This is a genomic window from Streptomyces sp. NPDC030798, from assembly GCF_055572275.1.
Window position 1 is genome coordinate 1 of the sequence record NZ_JBVIDR010000009.1, and the last position, 16,487, is coordinate 16,487.

At 72.3% G+C, this 16,487-nt stretch carries 15 protein-coding genes and 1 pseudogene; 11 read left to right on the top strand and 5 right to left on the bottom strand.

All coding sequences use genetic code 11. The features are described 5' to 3' along the window. The 4 genes and pseudogenes from ACZ404_RS20995 to ACZ404_RS21010 form a co-directional block, all read right to left on the bottom strand. Positions 1-363: pseudogene (locus ACZ404_RS20995) on the bottom strand (2-oxoacid:acceptor oxidoreductase subunit alpha); the annotation flags it as partial. A 249-nt stretch (positions 364-612) separates the two neighbouring features. After that, complete coding sequence (locus ACZ404_RS21000; protein ID WP_468442631.1) at positions 613-1,272, bottom strand: LuxR C-terminal-related transcriptional regulator; 660 nt, start codon at positions 1,270-1,272, stop codon at positions 613-615. A 214-nt stretch (positions 1,273-1,486) separates the two neighbouring features. Further along, entirely contained in the window at positions 1,487-2,911 is a 1,425-nt protein-coding gene (locus tag ACZ404_RS21005; protein ID WP_468442035.1) for a sensor histidine kinase, read from the bottom strand. Positions 2,912-3,054: 143 nt separating this feature from the next. Beyond that, positions 3,055-4,263, bottom strand: a complete 1,209-nt coding sequence (locus ACZ404_RS21010) for a sensor histidine kinase (RefSeq protein ID WP_468442037.1) — start codon at positions 4,261-4,263, stop codon at positions 3,055-3,057. Positions 4,264-4,504: 241 nt separating this feature from the next. Between ACZ404_RS21010 and ACZ404_RS21015 the strand changes: the two genes are divergently transcribed. The 11 genes from ACZ404_RS21015 (at position 4,505) to htpX (ending at position 15,894) form a co-directional block, all read left to right on the top strand. Then, a complete protein-coding gene (locus ACZ404_RS21015) occupies positions 4,505-4,921 on the top strand; it encodes an NADH-quinone oxidoreductase subunit A (RefSeq protein WP_468442039.1) in 417 nt (138 codons plus the stop codon). Beyond that, positions 4,912-5,541, top strand: coding sequence for an NADH-quinone oxidoreductase subunit B (locus tag ACZ404_RS21020; protein WP_468442041.1), 630 nt, complete (start codon positions 4,912-4,914; stop codon positions 5,539-5,541). Before ACZ404_RS21015 ends, ACZ404_RS21020 begins: the two co-directional genes overlap by 10 nt. Then, positions 5,538-7,052 carry an NADH-quinone oxidoreductase subunit C gene (locus ACZ404_RS21025; protein WP_468442043.1) on the top strand — a complete coding sequence of 505 codons (1,515 nt, stop codon included), beginning with the start codon at positions 5,538-5,540 and terminating at the stop codon, positions 7,050-7,052. Before ACZ404_RS21020 ends, ACZ404_RS21025 begins: the two co-directional genes overlap by 4 nt. Further along, complete coding sequence (locus tag ACZ404_RS21030; protein ID WP_468442045.1) at positions 7,049-8,017, top strand: complex I subunit 1/NuoH family protein; 969 nt, start codon at positions 7,049-7,051, stop codon at positions 8,015-8,017. Before ACZ404_RS21025 ends, ACZ404_RS21030 begins: the two co-directional genes overlap by 4 nt. Positions 8,018-8,019: 2 nt before the next feature. Further along, entirely contained in the window at positions 8,020-8,571 is a 552-nt protein-coding gene (locus ACZ404_RS21035) for a NuoI/complex I 23 kDa subunit family protein (protein ID WP_468442047.1), read from the top strand. After that, positions 8,568-9,218 carry an NADH-quinone oxidoreductase subunit J family protein gene (locus ACZ404_RS21040; protein ID WP_468442049.1) on the top strand — a complete coding sequence of 217 codons (651 nt, stop codon included), beginning with the start codon at positions 8,568-8,570 and terminating at the stop codon, positions 9,216-9,218. The genes ACZ404_RS21035 and ACZ404_RS21040 overlap by 4 nt, the downstream gene beginning before the upstream one ends. After that, positions 9,218-9,598, top strand: coding sequence for an NADH-quinone oxidoreductase subunit NuoK (gene nuoK, locus ACZ404_RS21045; RefSeq protein WP_468442051.1), 381 nt, complete (start codon positions 9,218-9,220; stop codon positions 9,596-9,598). Before ACZ404_RS21040 ends, nuoK begins: the two co-directional genes overlap by 1 nt. Then, complete coding sequence (locus tag ACZ404_RS21050) at positions 9,595-11,589, top strand: NADH-quinone oxidoreductase subunit 5 family protein (protein WP_468442053.1); 1,995 nt, start codon at positions 9,595-9,597, stop codon at positions 11,587-11,589. Before nuoK ends, ACZ404_RS21050 begins: the two co-directional genes overlap by 4 nt. 6 nt (positions 11,590-11,595) lie before the next feature. Next, positions 11,596-13,170 carry an NADH-quinone oxidoreductase subunit M gene (locus ACZ404_RS21055; RefSeq protein ID WP_468442055.1) on the top strand — a complete coding sequence of 525 codons (1,575 nt, stop codon included), beginning with the start codon at positions 11,596-11,598 and terminating at the stop codon, positions 13,168-13,170. Further along, positions 13,167-14,684 (top strand): NADH-quinone oxidoreductase subunit N, encoded by a 1,518-nt coding sequence (locus ACZ404_RS21060; protein ID WP_468442057.1) that lies wholly within the window; start codon positions 13,167-13,169, stop codon positions 14,682-14,684. Before ACZ404_RS21055 ends, ACZ404_RS21060 begins: the two co-directional genes overlap by 4 nt. A gap of 346 nt (positions 14,685-15,030) precedes the next feature. Then, the gene (gene htpX / locus ACZ404_RS21065; RefSeq protein WP_468442059.1) at positions 15,031-15,894 is read left to right on the top strand and encodes a zinc metalloprotease HtpX; all 864 of its coding nucleotides are present in this window, start codon (positions 15,031-15,033) and stop codon (positions 15,892-15,894) included. 135 nt (positions 15,895-16,029) lie between these two features. Here htpX and ACZ404_RS21070 read toward each other — a convergent pair whose 3' ends face one another. Next, a complete protein-coding gene (locus ACZ404_RS21070; protein ID WP_468442061.1) occupies positions 16,030-16,431 on the bottom strand; it encodes a YccF domain-containing protein in 402 nt (133 codons plus the stop codon). Positions 16,432-16,487 lie beyond the last annotated feature (56 nt).

The following is a 16,487-nucleotide window of genomic DNA, read 5'->3' on the forward strand; positions in this document are numbered from 1 at the left end:
GTCGCCCACGTTGGCCTTCAACGCGGCCGGGTTCATCGCCACCAGCACGTTCGGCGCGTCGCCGGGGGTGAGGATGTCGTGGTCGGCGAAGTGCAACTGGAACGACGAGACGCCGGGCAGGGTGCCGGCGGGGGCGCGGATCTCGGCGGGGAAGTTCGGGAGGGTGGAGAGGTCGTTGCCGAAGGTGGCCGTCTCCGAGGTGAAGCGGTCACCGGTGAGCTGCATGCCGTCACCGGAGTCACCGGCGAACCGGATGATCACCCGGTCCAGGCGCCGGACGTCCTTGGCTCCGCCCGGTTTGCGCTGCTCTCCCACGACGGTTCCGTCGGCCTGCTCCGCTGGGCTGCTGACCTGGCTGGTCACTGAACTGGACCTCCTTCGAGGCGGCTGTCCGGGTGTGGTCGTCCCACGGACCATCCCAGGATCAACCCTACGTCGGTTAGGGTCGCCTTCCCGCGGCCATCCGCATGATGGACGGCGTTTCGAGACGGCCTCTCGCGCTGACTTCTCATGATTCCCCGCGCCGCTACAGCTTCGATCAATCAGCTTCGATCGACCAGCCGGCGCCCTCCTGTGTCCTCTCGTCCGGGTACCCCGGCAAGTGTCGGCCCGTCAGGAGTTCAGATACGTCAGAACCGCCAGAACACGCCGGTGGTCGCCGTCGCTCTGGGACAGCCCGAGCTTCAGGAAGATGTTGCTGACGTGCTTCTCCACGGCTCCGTCGCTGACCACCAGCTGCCGGGCGATCGCCGAGTTCGTCCGCCCCTCGGCCATCAGCCCGAGCACCTCGCGCTCGCGCGGGGTGAGTCCCGCCACCACGTCCTGCTTGCGGCTGCGCCCGAGCAGCTGCGCGACCACCTCGGGGTCCAGCGCCGTACCGCCCTGCGCCACCCGCACCACGGCGTCGACGAACTCCCGTACCTCGGCGACCCGGTCCTTGAGCAGGTACCCCACACCCCGGCTCGACCCGGCCAGCAGTTCGGTGGCGTAGCGCTCCTCCACGTACTGCGACAGCACCAGCACGCCCAGCGCCGGGTGCGCCTTGCGCAGCCGTACGGCCGCCCGCACGCCCTCGTCGGTGTGCGTCGGCGGCATCCGCACGTCCGCCACCACGACGTCGGGCAGCGCGCCCTGTGCGTCCAGGTCGGCGATCGTCTTGACCAGCGCCTCCGCGTCGCCGACACCGGCCACCACCTCGTGCCCGCGGTCGGTCAGCAGCCGGGTCAGGCCCTCCCTGAGCAGCACTGAGTCCTCGGCGATGACCACCCGCACCCTGTCCTCCACGATCTCCCGGCCCCCCACAGCCCGACCTTCCGACGGCGTCTCGTACGGAAGTCCAGCATTCCAGCATTCGGGTCGGCGTGCGCAGGAGCCGGTGCATCGGGTTCCGTGCCGCGTGGCTGGACCAGGTGGGTGAGGCGTCCGTGGAGCGGGTGGACGCGGCGTCGGCGGACCACGTGCACGCTGCGTCAGTGGGCCGGGGTTCTCAGGTCCGCCAGGGCAGCTCGGCGATCACCCGGGTGGGGCCGGCCGCCGGGGAGTCCACCACCAGGACCCCGTCCACCGCGTCCAGCCGGCCGGCCAGCCCCGCCAGGCCCGAGCCCCGGGAGGCCTCCGCACCGCCGACGCCGTCGTCGATGACCTGGATGAGCAGCCGGTCCTCCGAGCGCCAGACGTCGACCGAGGCAGAGCGGGCCCGGCTGTGCTTGCTGATGTTCTGCAGCAGCTCGGAGACGGTGAAGTAGGCGATGCCCTCGATGGCCGGGGCGGGGCGGGCCGGGAGATCGACCTCCACCCTCACCGGCACCGTGCAGCGGGAGGCGACCGAGGACAGGGCCGCGTCCAGGCCGCGGTCGGTCAGCACGGCGGGATGGATGCCGCGCGCGAGGTCGCGCAGCTCCTCGAGGGCCGTCTTCACCTCGCCGTGCGCGTCCTCCACCATCCGGGCCGCCGCCTGCGGATCCTCCCGCAGCTTCTCCTTGGCCAGGCCCAGGTCCATGGCGAGGCTCACCAGCCGGGCCTGCGCCCCGTCGTGCAGGTCGCGCTCGATGCGGCGCAGGTCGGCGGCGGCCGTGTCGACCACGACACCCCGGTCCGACTCCAGCTCCACGACCCGCGCCGACAGCCGCGTCGGCCCGAGCAGCCCGCGCACCAGCAGTCCGTCCACCGTCGTCAGCGCCCGGACGATCCACGGCGTGGCCAGCGTGAACACCAGGCCGACCAGGGCGGTCACGGTGATCTCGAAAGGGTTGTCGAGGTAGACGCTGTGGTGCTGGTCGCCGTAGAGCTGCAGGCCGCCCCGGCCGGCGTACACCGGGAACACCCAGAACCACAGCGGGTACGTCAGCAGAGCCCAGCCGTAGGTCCAGAAGCTGATCGCCACGCTGAACGAGAACACGGCCCAGGGAAACTGCAGCAGCGCGTACAGCAGGTGGCGCCACGAGGTGCCGCTCTTCAGCACCGCGCCCATCCACGCGAACATCCCGGGCTTGCTCGTCCGCAGCGGCTCGGGGTCGGCCACCTCCAGGCCGAGCAGGGCGCGGGCCCGGGTGCGCTCCAGCACGCCGAAGCCCCGGCAGCCGGCCAGCGCCGCCGCCAGCACTGGAATGCCGAGGAAGGTCACCAGCAGGCCGGCGCCGAGCGAGACCATCGTGACCGTCCAGCAGAACAGCGCGACGGCGATCGGCAGGCTCAGCAGCACATAGCCGAACTCGCGCCAGGCGCGCGCCTCGACGGGGGCCCGCAGGGCGGCGGGGAGCAGGTGGCGCCGTTGCCCGCCGGGGCCGGCGAGGCCGGATCCGGCCGGCTGCCCGGGTCCCCGCCCGTAGTCCTGGCGGTGGTCCTGGCGGTAGCTCCGTCGGTGGTCCTGCCCCTGATCCCGCCCGTACCCCTGTCCGTACTCCGTGGCCATCGGTGTCGTCCCGTTCTCCTCGTCCTGGCGGCGGTGCTGCCGCCCGCCCGTCCAGGGTGGTGTCCGGCGTCGGCGCAGGCCATGGAGGCCGTCGGTCTCTTGGAGCGGGGGTTTTCCCCACCGTCTCGTCCCTGGCCGGCCCGCTACTCCTTGCGGTCCCGCCACGGCAGCTCCGCCGTGACCACCGTCGGGCCGCCCGGCGGGGAGTCGACGACGAAGAGGCCGTCCACCGCGCCGAGGCGCTCCGCGAGCCCCCGCATGCCGCTGCCGCCGTTCAGATCCGCGCCGCCGCGTCCGTCGTCGCGGACCTGGATGAGCAGCCGGTCCTCGGAACGCCACACGTCGACCGATGCCGAGCGCGCCCCGCTGTGCTTGCTGATGTTCTGCAGCAGCTCGGAGACGGTGAAGTACGCGATGCCCTCGATGGCCGCCGCCGGCCGGGACGGCAGGTCCGCCGTCACCTTCACCGGCACCGTGCAACGGGAGGCGACCGAGGACAGGGCCGCGTCCAGGCCGCGGTCGGTCAGTACGGCGGGATGGATGCCGCGCGCCAGCTCCCGCAGCTCCTGCAGGGCCAGTTTCACCTCACCGTGCGCCTCCTCGACCATCGCCGCCACGTCGTCGTCGGCCTGCCCCTCCAGCAGCTTCTCCTTGGCCAGGCCGAGCCCCATGGCGAGGTTCACCAGCCGGGCCTGTGCCCCGTCGTGCAGGTCGCGCTCGATGCGGCGCAGGTCGGCGGCGGCCGTGTCGACCACGACCCCGCGGTCGGACTCCAGTTCGGCGATACGGCGTTCCAGTTCGTCGGAGGGGGACAACAGACCCCGCACCATCGCCCGGTCCACGTTCGCCAGCCCCCGAGCGATGTACGGCAGGACCGGCCACAGCACGAACAGCGAGGTCAGCACCGTGCAGAAGGTGAGGATGCCCCAGGGCAGCCGGATGAAGTCGTACAGCAGCGTCCGCCAGCCCACCGGGTCCTTCAGCGCCAGCCACAGCCGCTGCGTCGGCCCGCCGCTCCTGACCAGCGGCAGCGGCGTCGGCTCCTCGATACGCAGCCCGAGCAGGGTCCTGGACCGGGCCCGCTCCAGCTTGCCCAGCTGCCGAGCGCCCAGCAGACAGGCGGCCAGCAACGGGAGCCCGATCACCGTGAGGGTGAGCAGCCCGCTGACGAGCACCGCCGTCATCACATAGGTGAAGCCGAACAGCGACACCGGCAGGTTCAGCAGGAGGTGCCCGATCTCCCTCCAGGTGTGCGTCTCGAAGGCGAGCCGGACGGGAGGCAGGCGGTCCGGGCCGTCCGGCAGGCGGTCGGGGCCGTCGGTCCGGCCGGCGGCGGAAGCGGGAGCGGTCATACGGGCCAGCCTGCCGTGCGCGGCACCTGCCGCGCCATGCGGTTCGCCGCCGCCGTGCCCTGGGGAAAACCCCACGTGCCCGGCCAGGCGACACCCGCGCCCCGGGGCCCCCGCGTCTCATGGCGTGACTGCCTGCTTACCGTGTCTTTATCAGGGCCTAGACTCCCGTGCGTACAGATCCTCGAATCGGTCGCATCACAGAGTTCGGCACAATCACGAGGTCAGGGAGCGAGGGCGGACGGTGCGGGAGACGTTGGGGGGCTCGACGGTCGCCGCGGTGGACGTCGCGGGCGGCTACTTCCGGTCCTACTCGGCCGTGGGACTGCTCGCGCTGGTCGGCGTGCTCTTCGTCGCGGTCGCCTTCGGCGCGGGCCGGCTGCTGCGCCCGGTCGTGCCCACGCCCGAGAAACTGCTGACCTACGAGTGCGGTGTCGACCCCGTCGGCGAGGGCTGGGCCCACACCCAGGTCCGCTACTACGTCTACGCCTTCCTCTACGTCGTCTTCGCCGTCGACTCGATCTTCCTGTTCCCGTGGGCCACGGTCTTCGCCGACCCCGGCTACGGTGCGGCGACCCTGGTGGAGATGTTCATCTTCCTCGGCTTCCTCGCCGTGGGCCTGCTGTACGCCTACAAGAAGGGGGTCCTGGCATGGACGTGAACCCGTCCTCTCCCGAGCCCCTGCTGCTCCCCGAGCCGAAGCGGCTGGGGGCGCTCGCCCGGCTCGCTCCGGAACCGATGAAGGTGGTTCTCAACTGGGGCCGCCGCTACTCGCTGTGGGTCTTCAACTTCGGCCTCGCCTGCTGCGCGATCGAGTTCATCGCCGCGTCGATGGCCCGCCACGACTTCATCCGCCTCGGCGTCATCCCGTTCGCGCCGGGTCCCCGCCAGGCCGACCTGATGGTCGTCTCCGGCACGGTGACGGACAAGATGGCCCCGGCCGTCAAGCGCCTCTACGAGCAGATGCCCGAGCCGAAGTACGTCATCTCCTTCGGCGCCTGCTCCAACTGTGGCGGCCCCTACTGGGACTCGTACTCCGTCACCAAGGGCGTCGACCAGATCATCCCGGTCGACGTGTACGTACCGGGCTGCCCGCCGCGCCCCGAGGCGCTGCTCCAGGGCATCCTCAAGCTCCAGGAGAAGATTGCCCGGGAGTCGCTGGGCGAGCGGTACGGGACGCCTGCCCGGCCGTCGGCCGCCGCCCTGCAGAGCGACCTGGTGAAGCCCCCGGCCCCGGCTGCTGCCCCTGCCTCCGGCTCTTCCGAGGGGGACGCGCGATGAGCCCGGCTGTCGGCTGGCTGCCCGCCCCGGTCGAGGAACTCTTCGGTACGGAGGCCACGGCCGAGGAGGCGTACGAGGTCCTGACCGTGGACGTCCCGGCCTCCTCCTGGCTCACCGCCCTGGAGACCGCCCGGACGAACCTGTCCTGCACCTACTTCGACTGGCTGAGCGCGGTCGACGAACCCGGCACGGGCCTGCGCGTCTGCGCCCACGTGGTCGCCCTCCACCCCGTACGCCGCCTCCTCGTGCGGACGACCGTCCCGCACGAGGCGCCGACCCTGCCCTCCGCCGTCGGCGTCTACGCGGGCGCGGCCTGGCACGAGCGCGAGACCCACGAGATGTTCGGGGTCGCCTTCGAGGGCCACCCCGGCCTGGACCACCTCCTCCTCCCGGAGACCTTCGAGGGCCACCCGCTGCGCAAGGACTTCGTCCTCGCCGCCCGCGTGGCCAAGGCCTGGCCCGGGGCCAAGGAGCCGGGCGAGTCGGACCACGGCGGCCCCAAGCGCCGCCAAATGCTGCCGCCGGGCGTCCCGGACCCCAACGAGTGGGGCCCGCTGAAGGGCCGGCTGCCCGCCGCCCCGGCCCGCCCGGCCCGAGGCGCGGGCCGAGCGGCGGGCGAGCGCCCGGCCCGCCCGGCGGCCGGCGAACGTCCGGTACGGCGCACCCGCACGGCCGCGGAGGGCTCGGCAAGCCAGTCCGCCCCGTCCGGGACGACCGCGCCTGCCGAGGCCACCGACGCCGGCGAGGTCACCGGCGCGGCCGCCGGTGCTGCCGGTGCGCGTCCGCGCCGGACGCGGAGCGCGAGCCAGGGCTCGGTGAGCCAGACGGCAGCCCCCGGCGAGGACGCGGCCGAGCAGAAGCAGGCGGCGGCCGAGGGCGACGCCACCCGGGCCTCGGCGGCCCCCGGCCCGGCCGCCGAGGCCTCGGCCGCGCACGAGCCCGGTACGGCTCCGGCGCCGGTACGCCCGCGCCGCGCACGCAGCGCCTCGGAGGGCTCGGCCTCGCAAGGCACTCGGCCGACGGCGCCGGGCGCCCCGACGCAACCGGACAGCGCCCGCCGCACGCCCGCCCGCAGCTCCGACGCCCCCTGGCACCACGCCCGCCCGGCCTTCGAGGAGCCGAGCCAGAAGCCTGAGCCGGACGGCAAGGAGGCCGGCGCCGGGGAGCCGGAGGCCGCCGACGGGGCTGCACAGACCAAGGCGCCTACGGCGGCCGAGGAGCCTGAGGAGACCAAGGCACCGGAGAACAAGGAGCCTGCCGAGGCCGAGGCGAAGGAGGCTGCTGGGGCCCAGAGGCCGAGAGAGGACGAGGTGGCGCCTGAGACTCCCGGGCCTGCTCAGCCTCAGGAGTCCTCCGGGCCACAGCCCAGCGAGGCTGCCGAGGCCGGCGAGCCCGTGACGGCGAGCGACGCGGAGGCCGGCGAGGCCGCCGCCACCCCGCAGCCCAGCCCCACCGCACCACCCGACCCCGACCCCCGAACACCCGAAGACCCCCCTGGAGGCCCGCAGTGAACGACGCGCTGGACGTCGCCCTGCGACTCCTCGCCGTGTTCGTCGTCTTCCTCACCTTCCCCCTGATCGTCGGCCAGACCGAGCACAAGGTGATGGCCCACATGCAGGGCCGCCTCGGCCCGATGTACGCGGGCGGCTTCCACGGCTGGGCCCAGCTCATCGCCGACGGCGTGAAGTTCGCGCAGAAGGAGGACGTGGTTCCGGCGGACGCCGACCGCCGCGTCTTCCAGCTGGCCCCCGCCGTGGCCCTGCTGCCGTACCTGCTCGTCCTGCTCGCCGTGCCGATCGGCCCGGGCGAGGGAGCCGTCGGTCAGGTCCTGGACGCGGGCGTGTTCTTCGTGCTCGCGGTGATGGGCGTCGGCGTCCTCGGCTCGCTGATGGCGGGCTGGGCCAGCGCCAACAAGTTCTCCCTGCTCGGCGGCCTGCGCACGGCGGCCCAGCTGCTCGCCTACGAGCTTCCGATGCTGCTCGCCGCAGCCTCCGTGGCCATGGCCGCCGGAACCGTCTCCCTCCCCGGCATCCTGCACGCCTTCCACTGGTGGTGGCTGCCCTGGCAGATCGTCGGCGCGTTCGTGTTCTTCGTGGCCGGCCTGGCCGAGCTGCAGCGTCCTCCCTTCGACATGCCCGTCGCCGACTCCGAGATCATCTTCGGCGCGTACACCGAGTACACCGGCCTGCGCTTCGCCCTGTTCCTGCTCGCCGAGTACGCCGGCATCGTCGTCCTGTGCGGTCTGACCACCGTCCTCTTCCTGGGCGGCTGGCACGGCCCCTGGGGCGCCGACGGCCTGGGCTGGCTGTGGACCCTGCTGAAGACCGCGATCCTCGCCTTCGTCGTCATCTGGCTCCGCGTGACCTACCCCCGCCTGCGCGAGGACCAACTGCAGAAGCTCTCCTGGACCCTGCTCGTCCCCCTCTCCCTCGCCCAGATCGCCCTCACCGGCCTCGTCAAGGTGGTGATCCGGTAGCCATGGCTCCGATTCCCGGCAGTGGCCTGGCCAAGGGCCTGGCCGTCACCCTGCGCACGATGACGAAGAAGACCGTCACCGAGCAGTACCCGGACGCGCTCCCCGAGCTGCCGCCCCGTACCCGCGGGGTGATCGGCCTGTTCGAGGAGAACTGCACGGTCTGCATGCTGTGCGCCCGCGAGTGCCCGGACTGGTGCATCTACATCGACTCCCACAAGGAGACCGTCCCGGCGGCCACGCCCGGCGGCCGCGAGCGCAGCCGCAACGTCCTCGACCGGTTCGCGATCGACTTCTCCCTGTGCATGTACTGCGGTATCTGCATCGAAGTCTGTCCTTTCGACGCCCTGTTCTGGTCCCCGGAGTTCGAGTACGCCGAGACCGACATCCACGACCTCACCCACGAGCGGGACAAGCTGCGCGAGTGGATGTGGACCGTTCCGGCCCCGCCCGCCCTCGACCCGGGCGCGGAGGAGCCGAAGGAGATCGCCGCCGCCCGCAAGGCCGCCGAGAAGCTCGCCGCCGCCCGGGCGGAACCCGAGGAGGCGGACGCGTGACTGTCGCCGCCGCAGCCCACGGCTTCCTGTCCCCGACCGGTGTCGAGATCGCCTTCCTCCTGGTAGGCCTGCTCACCCTCGGCGCCGCGCTCGTCACCGTCACCACCCGGCAGCTGGTGCACGCCGCCCTGTGGCTGGTGGTCGCGCTGGGAGGCCTCGCCGTCGAATACCTGCTGCTCACCGCCGAGTTCATCGCCTGGGTGCAGGTCCTCATCTACGTCGGTGCCGTCGTCGTCCTCCTCCTGTTCGGTCTGATGCTCACCAAGGCCCCCATCGGCCGGTCCCCGGACGCCGACTCCGGCAACCGCTGGGCCGCCCTGACCGTGGCGGTCGCCGCCGCCGGCGCCCTGGTCTGGGTCGTCGTCGACGCCTTCCGCACGACCTGGATCGATCTGAACGGCCCGGCCGCCGGCAGCACCCGCGTCACCGGCGAGAGCCTCTTCCGGAACTGGGTCCTGCCCTTCGAGGCCCTCTCCGTCCTGCTCCTCGCGGCCCTGGTCGGCGCGATCGTCCTGTCCCGCAAGGCGAAGGCGGAGCAACCACCACGATCCGAGAACTCCCTGGCCGGGGCCGAGAGTTCCCCCTCCGCCCCGCACACCGCCCGGATCACCCGGACGAGTGAGGCCGAGCAGGAAGGCGCCCGCTGATGCACCTCGCCTATCCCGCCGTCCTCTCCGCCCTGCTGTTCTGCACCGGCCTGTACGGCGTCCTCGCCCGGCGCAACGCGATCCTGGTCCTGATGTCGGTCGAGCTGATGCTCAACGCCGTCAACCTCAACCTGGTCGCCTTCGACGTCTGGCTCAGCCGGACCGCCCGGGACACCCTGCACTCCGGCCAGGCGCTGACCCTGTTCACCATCGCCATCGCCGCCGCCGAGATCGGCATCGGCCTCGCGATCGTGCTCGCCGTGTACCGCAACCGCGGCACCTCCGACATCGACAAGCTCCGCGACACCGCCGAGGGCCACGGCAGCGACGGCCCCGACGGCGACACCTCCGCGGCCGAGAAGGCTGAGGCCACCGCGTGACCACGACCACCCTCGCCGTCCTCGTCCCCCTGCTGCCGTTCCTGGGCGCCACCGCCGGACTGCTGCTCGGCCGCACCGCGCCCGGGTTCGTCCGCCCGCTCGCCGTGCTGCCGAGCCTGGCCGCGCTCGTCCTGGCCGCGCTGGTCGCCGTACAGCAGGGCGGCGGACCCGCCGTCGACGCCCACACCGAGCTGACGCCCACCGGCTCCGTACCGATCGAACTGGCCCTGCACCTCGACGGCTTCGCCGCGCTCGTCGCCGTGCTGGTCGCCTTCGTCGCGAGCTGTGTGCAGATCTACTCCACGGGCTACCTGCGTGACGACCCGCGCTACCCCTCCTACGCCGCCCTCGTCTCCCTGTTCACCTCCGCGATGCTCCTGGTCGTCTACTCCGGCGACCTGATCGTGCTGCTGGTCGGCTGGGAGGTCATGGGCATCTGCTCCTACTTCCTCGTCGGCCACTACTGGGAGACCCCCGAGGCCCGCGCCGCCTCCCTGAAGGCCTTCCTGGTCACCAAGCTCGGCGACGTGCCGTTCCTCATCGGGCTGTTCGCCGTCGCCACCGAGGCCGGGTCGTTCCAGATCACCCGTGTGCTCGGCGCCGTGGCGAGCGGCGGCATCGACCACCCGACGCTGATCGCCCTGCTGCTGCTCGCGGGCGTGGCCGGCAAGTCGGCGCAGTTCCCGCTGCACACCTGGCTCCCCGACGCGATGGCCGGCCCGACGCCCGTCTCGGCGCTCATCCACGCCGCGACGATGGTCGCCGCCGGTGTCTACTTCGTCGCCCGTCTCCTTCCGCTCTTCGAGGCCTCACAGGCCGCGATGGCGGTCCTCGCCGTCATGGCCGCCGTGACGATGACCGGCTCCGGCCTCGCGGCGCTCGCCCAGGACGACATCAAACGCGTCCTCGCCTACTCCACGATCGGCCAGCTCGGCTACATGACCGGCGCCCTCGCCGTCGGCGACCGAGGCGCCGCCGTCTTCCACCTCCTGTCCCACGGCGCCTTCAAGGCGCTGCTGTTCCTCGCGGCCGGCGTGATCATCCACGCGGCCGGCACCAACTCGCTCGCCGCCATGTCCCGCATGCACGGCCTGCGCGAGCGCGTTCCGGACGCCTACTGGACGATGACCGTGGCCCTGCTGGCGCTGGCCGCGATCCCGCCGTTCAGCGGCTTCTTCTCGAAGGAGTCCGTCCTCGGCGCCGCCGAGCGGGTGGCCGACGGTCACACCGACCACGCGCCCGGCGCGGCGGGCTGGATCGTCCTCGTCGCCGGTCTCGTGACCGCCCTGCTCACCGCCGCCTACGCCGCCCGGCTGTGGCTGCTGGCCTTCCGCGGCCGGGGCGCCGAGGCCCCCGACCACGGCCGTCAGCCGCTGACCATGACCGTGGTGCTGTGGGTGCTGACCGTGCCGTCACTCGCCTTCGGCGGGCTCGCCTACCGCTCGCTGCCCGGCTGGTTCGACGGCCGCAACCTGACCCCGACCCTCCTCACCTCGATCCTCGGCACGGGCCTCGCCCTCGTCGGCGGGCTGCTCACCTACGGCGCCTGGCAGCGCACCACAGCGCTCGCCGCCCGCGTGCCGCTCGGCGCCGTCGCCGCCCACCCCGAGGGCGACGCCGGCCTGGTCGAGGCCGAGGCCATCGCCAGCCACGAGCCCGCCTACGGCGACATCGCCTACGCGCCCGACCCCGCCGACCCCGGACGGCTGCTGCTCGGCCCGCTGCACCGGCACGCGGCCGCCGGCTTCCACCTGGACGCCGTCTACTCGGCGCTGTTCGTCCGCCCGGTCCAGGCCGGAGCGAGCCTCGTCCGGTTCCTCGACCGCGAGGTCGTCGACACCTACGTACGCGGCGCGGCCGCCCTGCCCCGGCTGCTCGGGGCCGCCGTGCGGCGCGCGCAGACCGGCAATGTGCAGACCTATGTGAGCGCGCTGCTCGCCGGCACCGTCGTCCTGGCGGTCGCCGTCCTCCTCGTCGCCACGGGAGCGTGAGCAGGCGTGATCGATATCAGCGAGTCCGTGATGCAGTTCCTTCTGGCATTCGTCGTCGTCGGCCCGCTCCTCGGCGCCGCCGCCGCTCTCCTGCCCGCGCCGCCCGGGCTGAAGGGGAAGTCGCCCGAGCAGGCCGTGCTGCGGCACGGCGTGACCGTGACCGGCGTGATCCTCATCGCCGCGATCGTCCTCGCGCTCGGCTTCGACCACGGCCACCCGTCGAGGATGCAGGCCACGACCGACATCAGCTGGATCCCCGCACTCGACGTGCGGATCCACCTCGGCGTCGACGGCATCTCCCTCCCCCTCCTGGTCCTGACCGCGCTGCTGACCTTCCTCTGCGCGCTCTACTCGTACTTCAAGCTGCCGGCGGGCCCGTCCCCGAAGGCGTTCGTCGCGCTGCTGCTCCTGCTGGAGTCCGGCACCCTCGCCACCTTCGCCGTCCTCGACCTGCTGCTGTTCTTCCTCGCCTTCGAGACCGTGCTCATCCCGATGTACTTCCTCATCGCCCGCTGGGGCGGCGAGGGCCGGACCCGGGCCGCGTGGAAGTTCATCCTGTTCACGCTGCTCGGCTCCGTCGTCATGCTGCTCGGCCTGCTCCTGATCGGGATCAAGGCGGGCACCTTCGACATGGTGGCACTCGCCACTGACAACGGCCGGTCTCTGACCACGTCCGTGCAGGTCATCGCCGTTCTGGCGATCGGGATCGGTCTCGCGGTCAAGACGCCGATGTGGCCGCTGCACAGCTGGCTGCCCGACGCCCACACCGCCGCGCCGACCGTCGGCTCGGTGCTGCTGGCCGGCGTCCTGCTGAAGATGGGCACGTACGGGTTCGTGCGCATCCTGCTGCCGGTCGCGCCGCAGGGCTTCCACACCTTCGCGCCCTACCTCGCCGCCTTCGCCGTCGTCGGGATCATCTACGGGTCCCTGGCCTGCCTGGCCCTGGCCAAGCGGGGCGCGAAGGGCGACCTCAAGCGGCTGATCGCCTACTCCTCCGTCGGCCACATGGGCTTCGTCCTGCTGGGCATCGCCACCACGACCCCGACCGGCGTGAACGGCGCCCTGTTCGCCAACATCGCCCACGGCCTCATCACCGGTCTGCTGTTCTTCCTGGTCGGAGGCCTGAAGGACCGTACCGGCACGACCGACCTCGACACCCTCGCCGAGGAGTCCGGCGCCGCGCTCTACGGCAAGGCCCCGCGGCTCGGCGGACTGATCGCCTTCGGTGCCGTCGCCTCGCTCGGCCTGCCCGGCCTCGCCGGGTTCTGGGGCGAGATGCTCGCGCTGTTCGGCGCCTTCGAGCCCGCCGCCGGCCTCAGCCGGCCCGCGTTCCTCACCTTCATGGCCATCGGCGCATTCGGCACCCTGCTGACGGCCGCGTACATGCTGATCGTGGTCCGCCGGGTCTGCATGGGCGGTGTGGAGCGGGAGACGCCGGAACTCGCCGACGTGCACGGGTACGAGTTCGCGGCCTGGACCCCGCTCGTCGCCCTCACCGTCGTCGCCGGACTGTGGCCGAGGGCTCTGCTCGGTCTCACCGATCCGGCCGTGCAGCAGCTCCTCGCAGGAGGCACCCGATGAGCGCCCAGCCGCTTGCCGCGTCGCTCGTCCAGTCCGTCGACTGGCTCGCGATCGCCCCGCCCACCCTCACGGCCCTCGTGGGCCTGGCCGTCCTCGTCGCCGATCTGTTCGTGCCCGAGGCGAAGAAGGCCGTGCTCGGCTGGGTCTCGGTCGCCGGGCTCGCCGCGTCCACCCTCCTGCTGCTGCCCCTGCTCGACGGCGACCGCAGCACCTTCTGCCTGACCGGCCACGCGCGCGTGTGCAGCTACACCGCCGACCACTTCACCCTCGTCATCCAGTTCCTCGTCCTCGGCGGCGCCCTGCTCGCGGCGCTGCTGTCGGTGACGAACCTGAAGGACGAGCACCGGCGCGTCCCCGCGGGGGAGTTCTGGTTCCTGCTGCTCTCCTCCGCGGCCGGCGCCGCCCTGCTGCCCGCCTCCCGCGACCTCGCCACCCTGATCGTCGCCCTGGAGGTGGCCTCCCTGCCCGCCTTCGCCCTGGTCGGCATCCGCCACGGCGACAAGCGGTCCTCCGAGGCCGCGCTGAAGTTCTTCCTGTCCTCGGTCACCGCCACCGCGGTGAGCCTCATGGGCATCAGCTTCGTCTATGCCTCCACCGGCACCCTCTACCTCACCCAGGTCGCCCAGCGCCTCCCGCACGTCGACGGGCAACTGCACACCCTCGCCCAGACCGGCGTCGTCCTCACCCTGGTCGGTTTCGCCTTCAAGACCGCCGCCGTGCCCTTCCACTTCTGGGTGCCCGACACCTATGTGGGCGCGCCCCTGCCGATCGCCGCCTACCTGTCGGTCGTCGGCAAGGCGGTCGGCTTCTCCGGCCTGATCCTCGTCACCGTCGTCGCCTTCCCCTCGTACGCCGGCGTCTGGGGGCCCGCGCTGGCCGCCCTGGCGGCGCTCACCATGACCGTCGGCAACGTCGGTGCCCTGCGCCAGCAGGCCACGCGCGCGTACAGCGCCGTACGCCTGCTCGCCTGGTCCTCCGTCGGGCAGGCCGGCTACCTCCTCGTACCGATCGCGGCCGCCGGATACACCAAGGACGCCCAGAAGGCCATCGGCTCCACGGTCGCCTACGCCCTGATGTACGCCGCCGTGAACTTCGGCGCCTTCGCGGTCGCCGCTCTGGTGGGCCGCACCAGGACCGTCAACCGGATCAGCGACTACCGGGGCCTGTACGCCACGAACCCGCTGACCGCCCTCCTCCTGGCCTTCTTCCTGCTCTGCCTCGCCGGTCTGCCGCCCGGCGTCATCGGCCTGTTCGCCAAGGTCACCGTGTTCTCGGCGGCCGTGGACGCGGGCCTCGGCTGGCTGGCCGTCGTCATGGCCGTCAACGTGGTGATCGCCCTCTTCTACTACCTGCAGTGGGCGGCCCTGCTGTTCCGCGCCCCCGAGGGCGAGCCTGTCCGGCACCGCGTCCCCGCCCCCCTCACCGCTGCGCTCGCCCTCACCGGCGTCCTCGGCGTGGCCCTCTCCGGCGCACCCCAACTGGTCCTGCGCTTCGCCGCCACCGGACTGTTCTGAGCCGCACCGGACCGCGCCGCCACGGGACACCTTGGACCGAGTCGCCCCGGGACCGAGCCGTCCCCGGACGGTTCCGGGCCGCCAGCGGACCGGCCTGGCGCCCGCGAGGACGCGCCACGCGCATGTCGCGAGGACTCGCCACGCGCATGTCACGAGGACTCGCCACGCGCGTGTGGGGCACTCGTGCTCTCACGCGCGCGGAGGGCCGTAGGCGCACGTCACCCGGACGGCCGACGCGCGCGGCCGCCCGCACCAGGGAACTCGCGGCGGCCGCCTGGCGTTGACCAGAGCGGGAGGGTCCACTGGACCAAAGCGTTCCCCTGATGCACGACTTGGAGGGCGTACCGTGCACCGCCGGCACAACGGGCTGAGGACCGCAGTACTCCTCGGGGGGCTGTCCGCACTCATCATCGTCATCGGCAGCTTCTTCGGCCGTACCGGGCTGTTCGTGGCCGTGGTGGTGGCGCTGGGCACGAACGCGTACGCGTACTGGAACAGCGACAAGCTGGCCCTGCGCGCGATGCGGGCCCGCCCGGTGAGCGAGTTCGAGGCCCCCGCGCTGTACCGGATGGTGCGTGAGCTGTCCACGCAGGCCCGCCAGCCCATGCCCCGCCTGTACATCTCCCCGACGGAGGCGCCCAACGCCTTCGCCACCGGCCGCAACCCGCGCAACGCGGCCGTGTGCTGCACGGAGGGCATCCTGCGCCTGCTCGACGAGCGCGAGCTGCGCGGTGTCATCGGCCACGAGCTGAGCCATGTCTACAACCGCGACATCCTCATCTCCTCGGTGGCCGGCGCCCTCGCCTCGGTGATCATGTTCCTGGTCAACTTCGCCTGGCTCATCCCGGTCGGCCGTTCGGACGACGACGACGGTCCCGGCCTGCTCGGCATGCTGCTGATCATGATCCTGGGCCCGCTCGCCGCCGGCCTCGTCCAGCTGGCCATCAGCCGCTCCCGCGAGTACGAGGCGGACGCCTCCGGCGCCCAGCTCACCGGGGACCCCCTCGCCCTCGCCGGCGCCCTGCGCAAGCTGGAGACGGGTACCCAGCAGCTTCCGCTGCCCCCGGAGCCCCGGATCGAGACCGCGAGCCACATGATGATCGCGAACCCGTTCCGCGCCGGCCAGGGCCTGTCCAAGATGTTCTCCACGCACCCGCCCATGGCGGACCGCATCGCCCGGCTCGAAGAGATGGCGGGACGCAACCGCTGAAGCGGCCCTGCTGAAACCGCCCCCTGCCTCCCCGCTGAAACCGCCCCCTGCCTCCCCGTTGAGGCCGGCCCGGTCAGCCGGCCCGAGCGCCGGACGGCGCCGGCGCGATGAGGAGCGCGCACCGCGGCCGGAGGGTCAGCGCGCTCCGAAGCCCTGGTCCGAGGGGACGACCTCGCGGCCGAGCGGCATGAGCGAGATGGGGATGAGCTTCAGGTTGGCCCACCCGAACGGGATGCCGATGACCGACAGGAACAGCGGGATGCTCGTCACGAGGTGGGCCAGCGCCAGCCACCAGCCCGCGAAGATCACCCAGATCACGTTGCCGAGGAACGACCCCGCCCCGGCGTCCGGCCGGTCCACGGTGGTCCGGCCGAACGGCCACAGCACGAACCCGGCGATGCGCAGCGACGCGATGCCGAACGGAATGGTGATGATCAGGACGAAGCAGATCACCGCGGCGATCAGGTAACCGATCGCCATCCAGAAGCCGCAGAAGACGAGCCACAGCACGTTGAGCAGCAGGTTGAACACCTTCATGATCGGTACCTTTCCAGGTCGCTCCGTCGGCATGCCCTGCTGCCACCAGTATCAGC

Excerpts from the sequence above, each read along its gene's own strand:
- ACZ404_RS21005 (WP_468442035.1), bottom strand. The coding sequence starts at position 2,911 with ATGGCCACGGAGTACGGACAGGGGTACGGGCGGGATCAGGGGCAGGAC.
- ACZ404_RS21010 (WP_468442037.1), bottom strand. The coding sequence starts at position 4,263 with ATGACCGCTCCCGCTTCCGCCGCCGGCCGGACCGACGGCCCCGACCGC.
- ACZ404_RS21020 (WP_468442041.1), top strand. The coding sequence starts at position 4,912 with ATGGACGTGAACCCGTCCTCTCCCGAGCCCCTGCTGCTCCCCGAGCCG.
- ACZ404_RS21025 (WP_468442043.1), top strand. The coding sequence starts at position 5,538 with ATGAGCCCGGCTGTCGGCTGGCTGCCCGCCCCGGTCGAGGAACTCTTC.
- ACZ404_RS21035 (WP_468442047.1), top strand. The coding sequence starts at position 8,020 with ATGGCTCCGATTCCCGGCAGTGGCCTGGCCAAGGGCCTGGCCGTCACC.
- nuoK (WP_468442051.1), top strand. The coding sequence starts at position 9,218 with ATGCACCTCGCCTATCCCGCCGTCCTCTCCGCCCTGCTGTTCTGCACC.
- ACZ404_RS21060 (WP_468442057.1), top strand. The coding sequence starts at position 13,167 with ATGAGCGCCCAGCCGCTTGCCGCGTCGCTCGTCCAGTCCGTCGACTGG.
- ACZ404_RS21070 (WP_468442061.1), bottom strand. The coding sequence starts at position 16,431 with ATGAAGGTGTTCAACCTGCTGCTCAACGTGCTGTGGCTCGTCTTCTGC.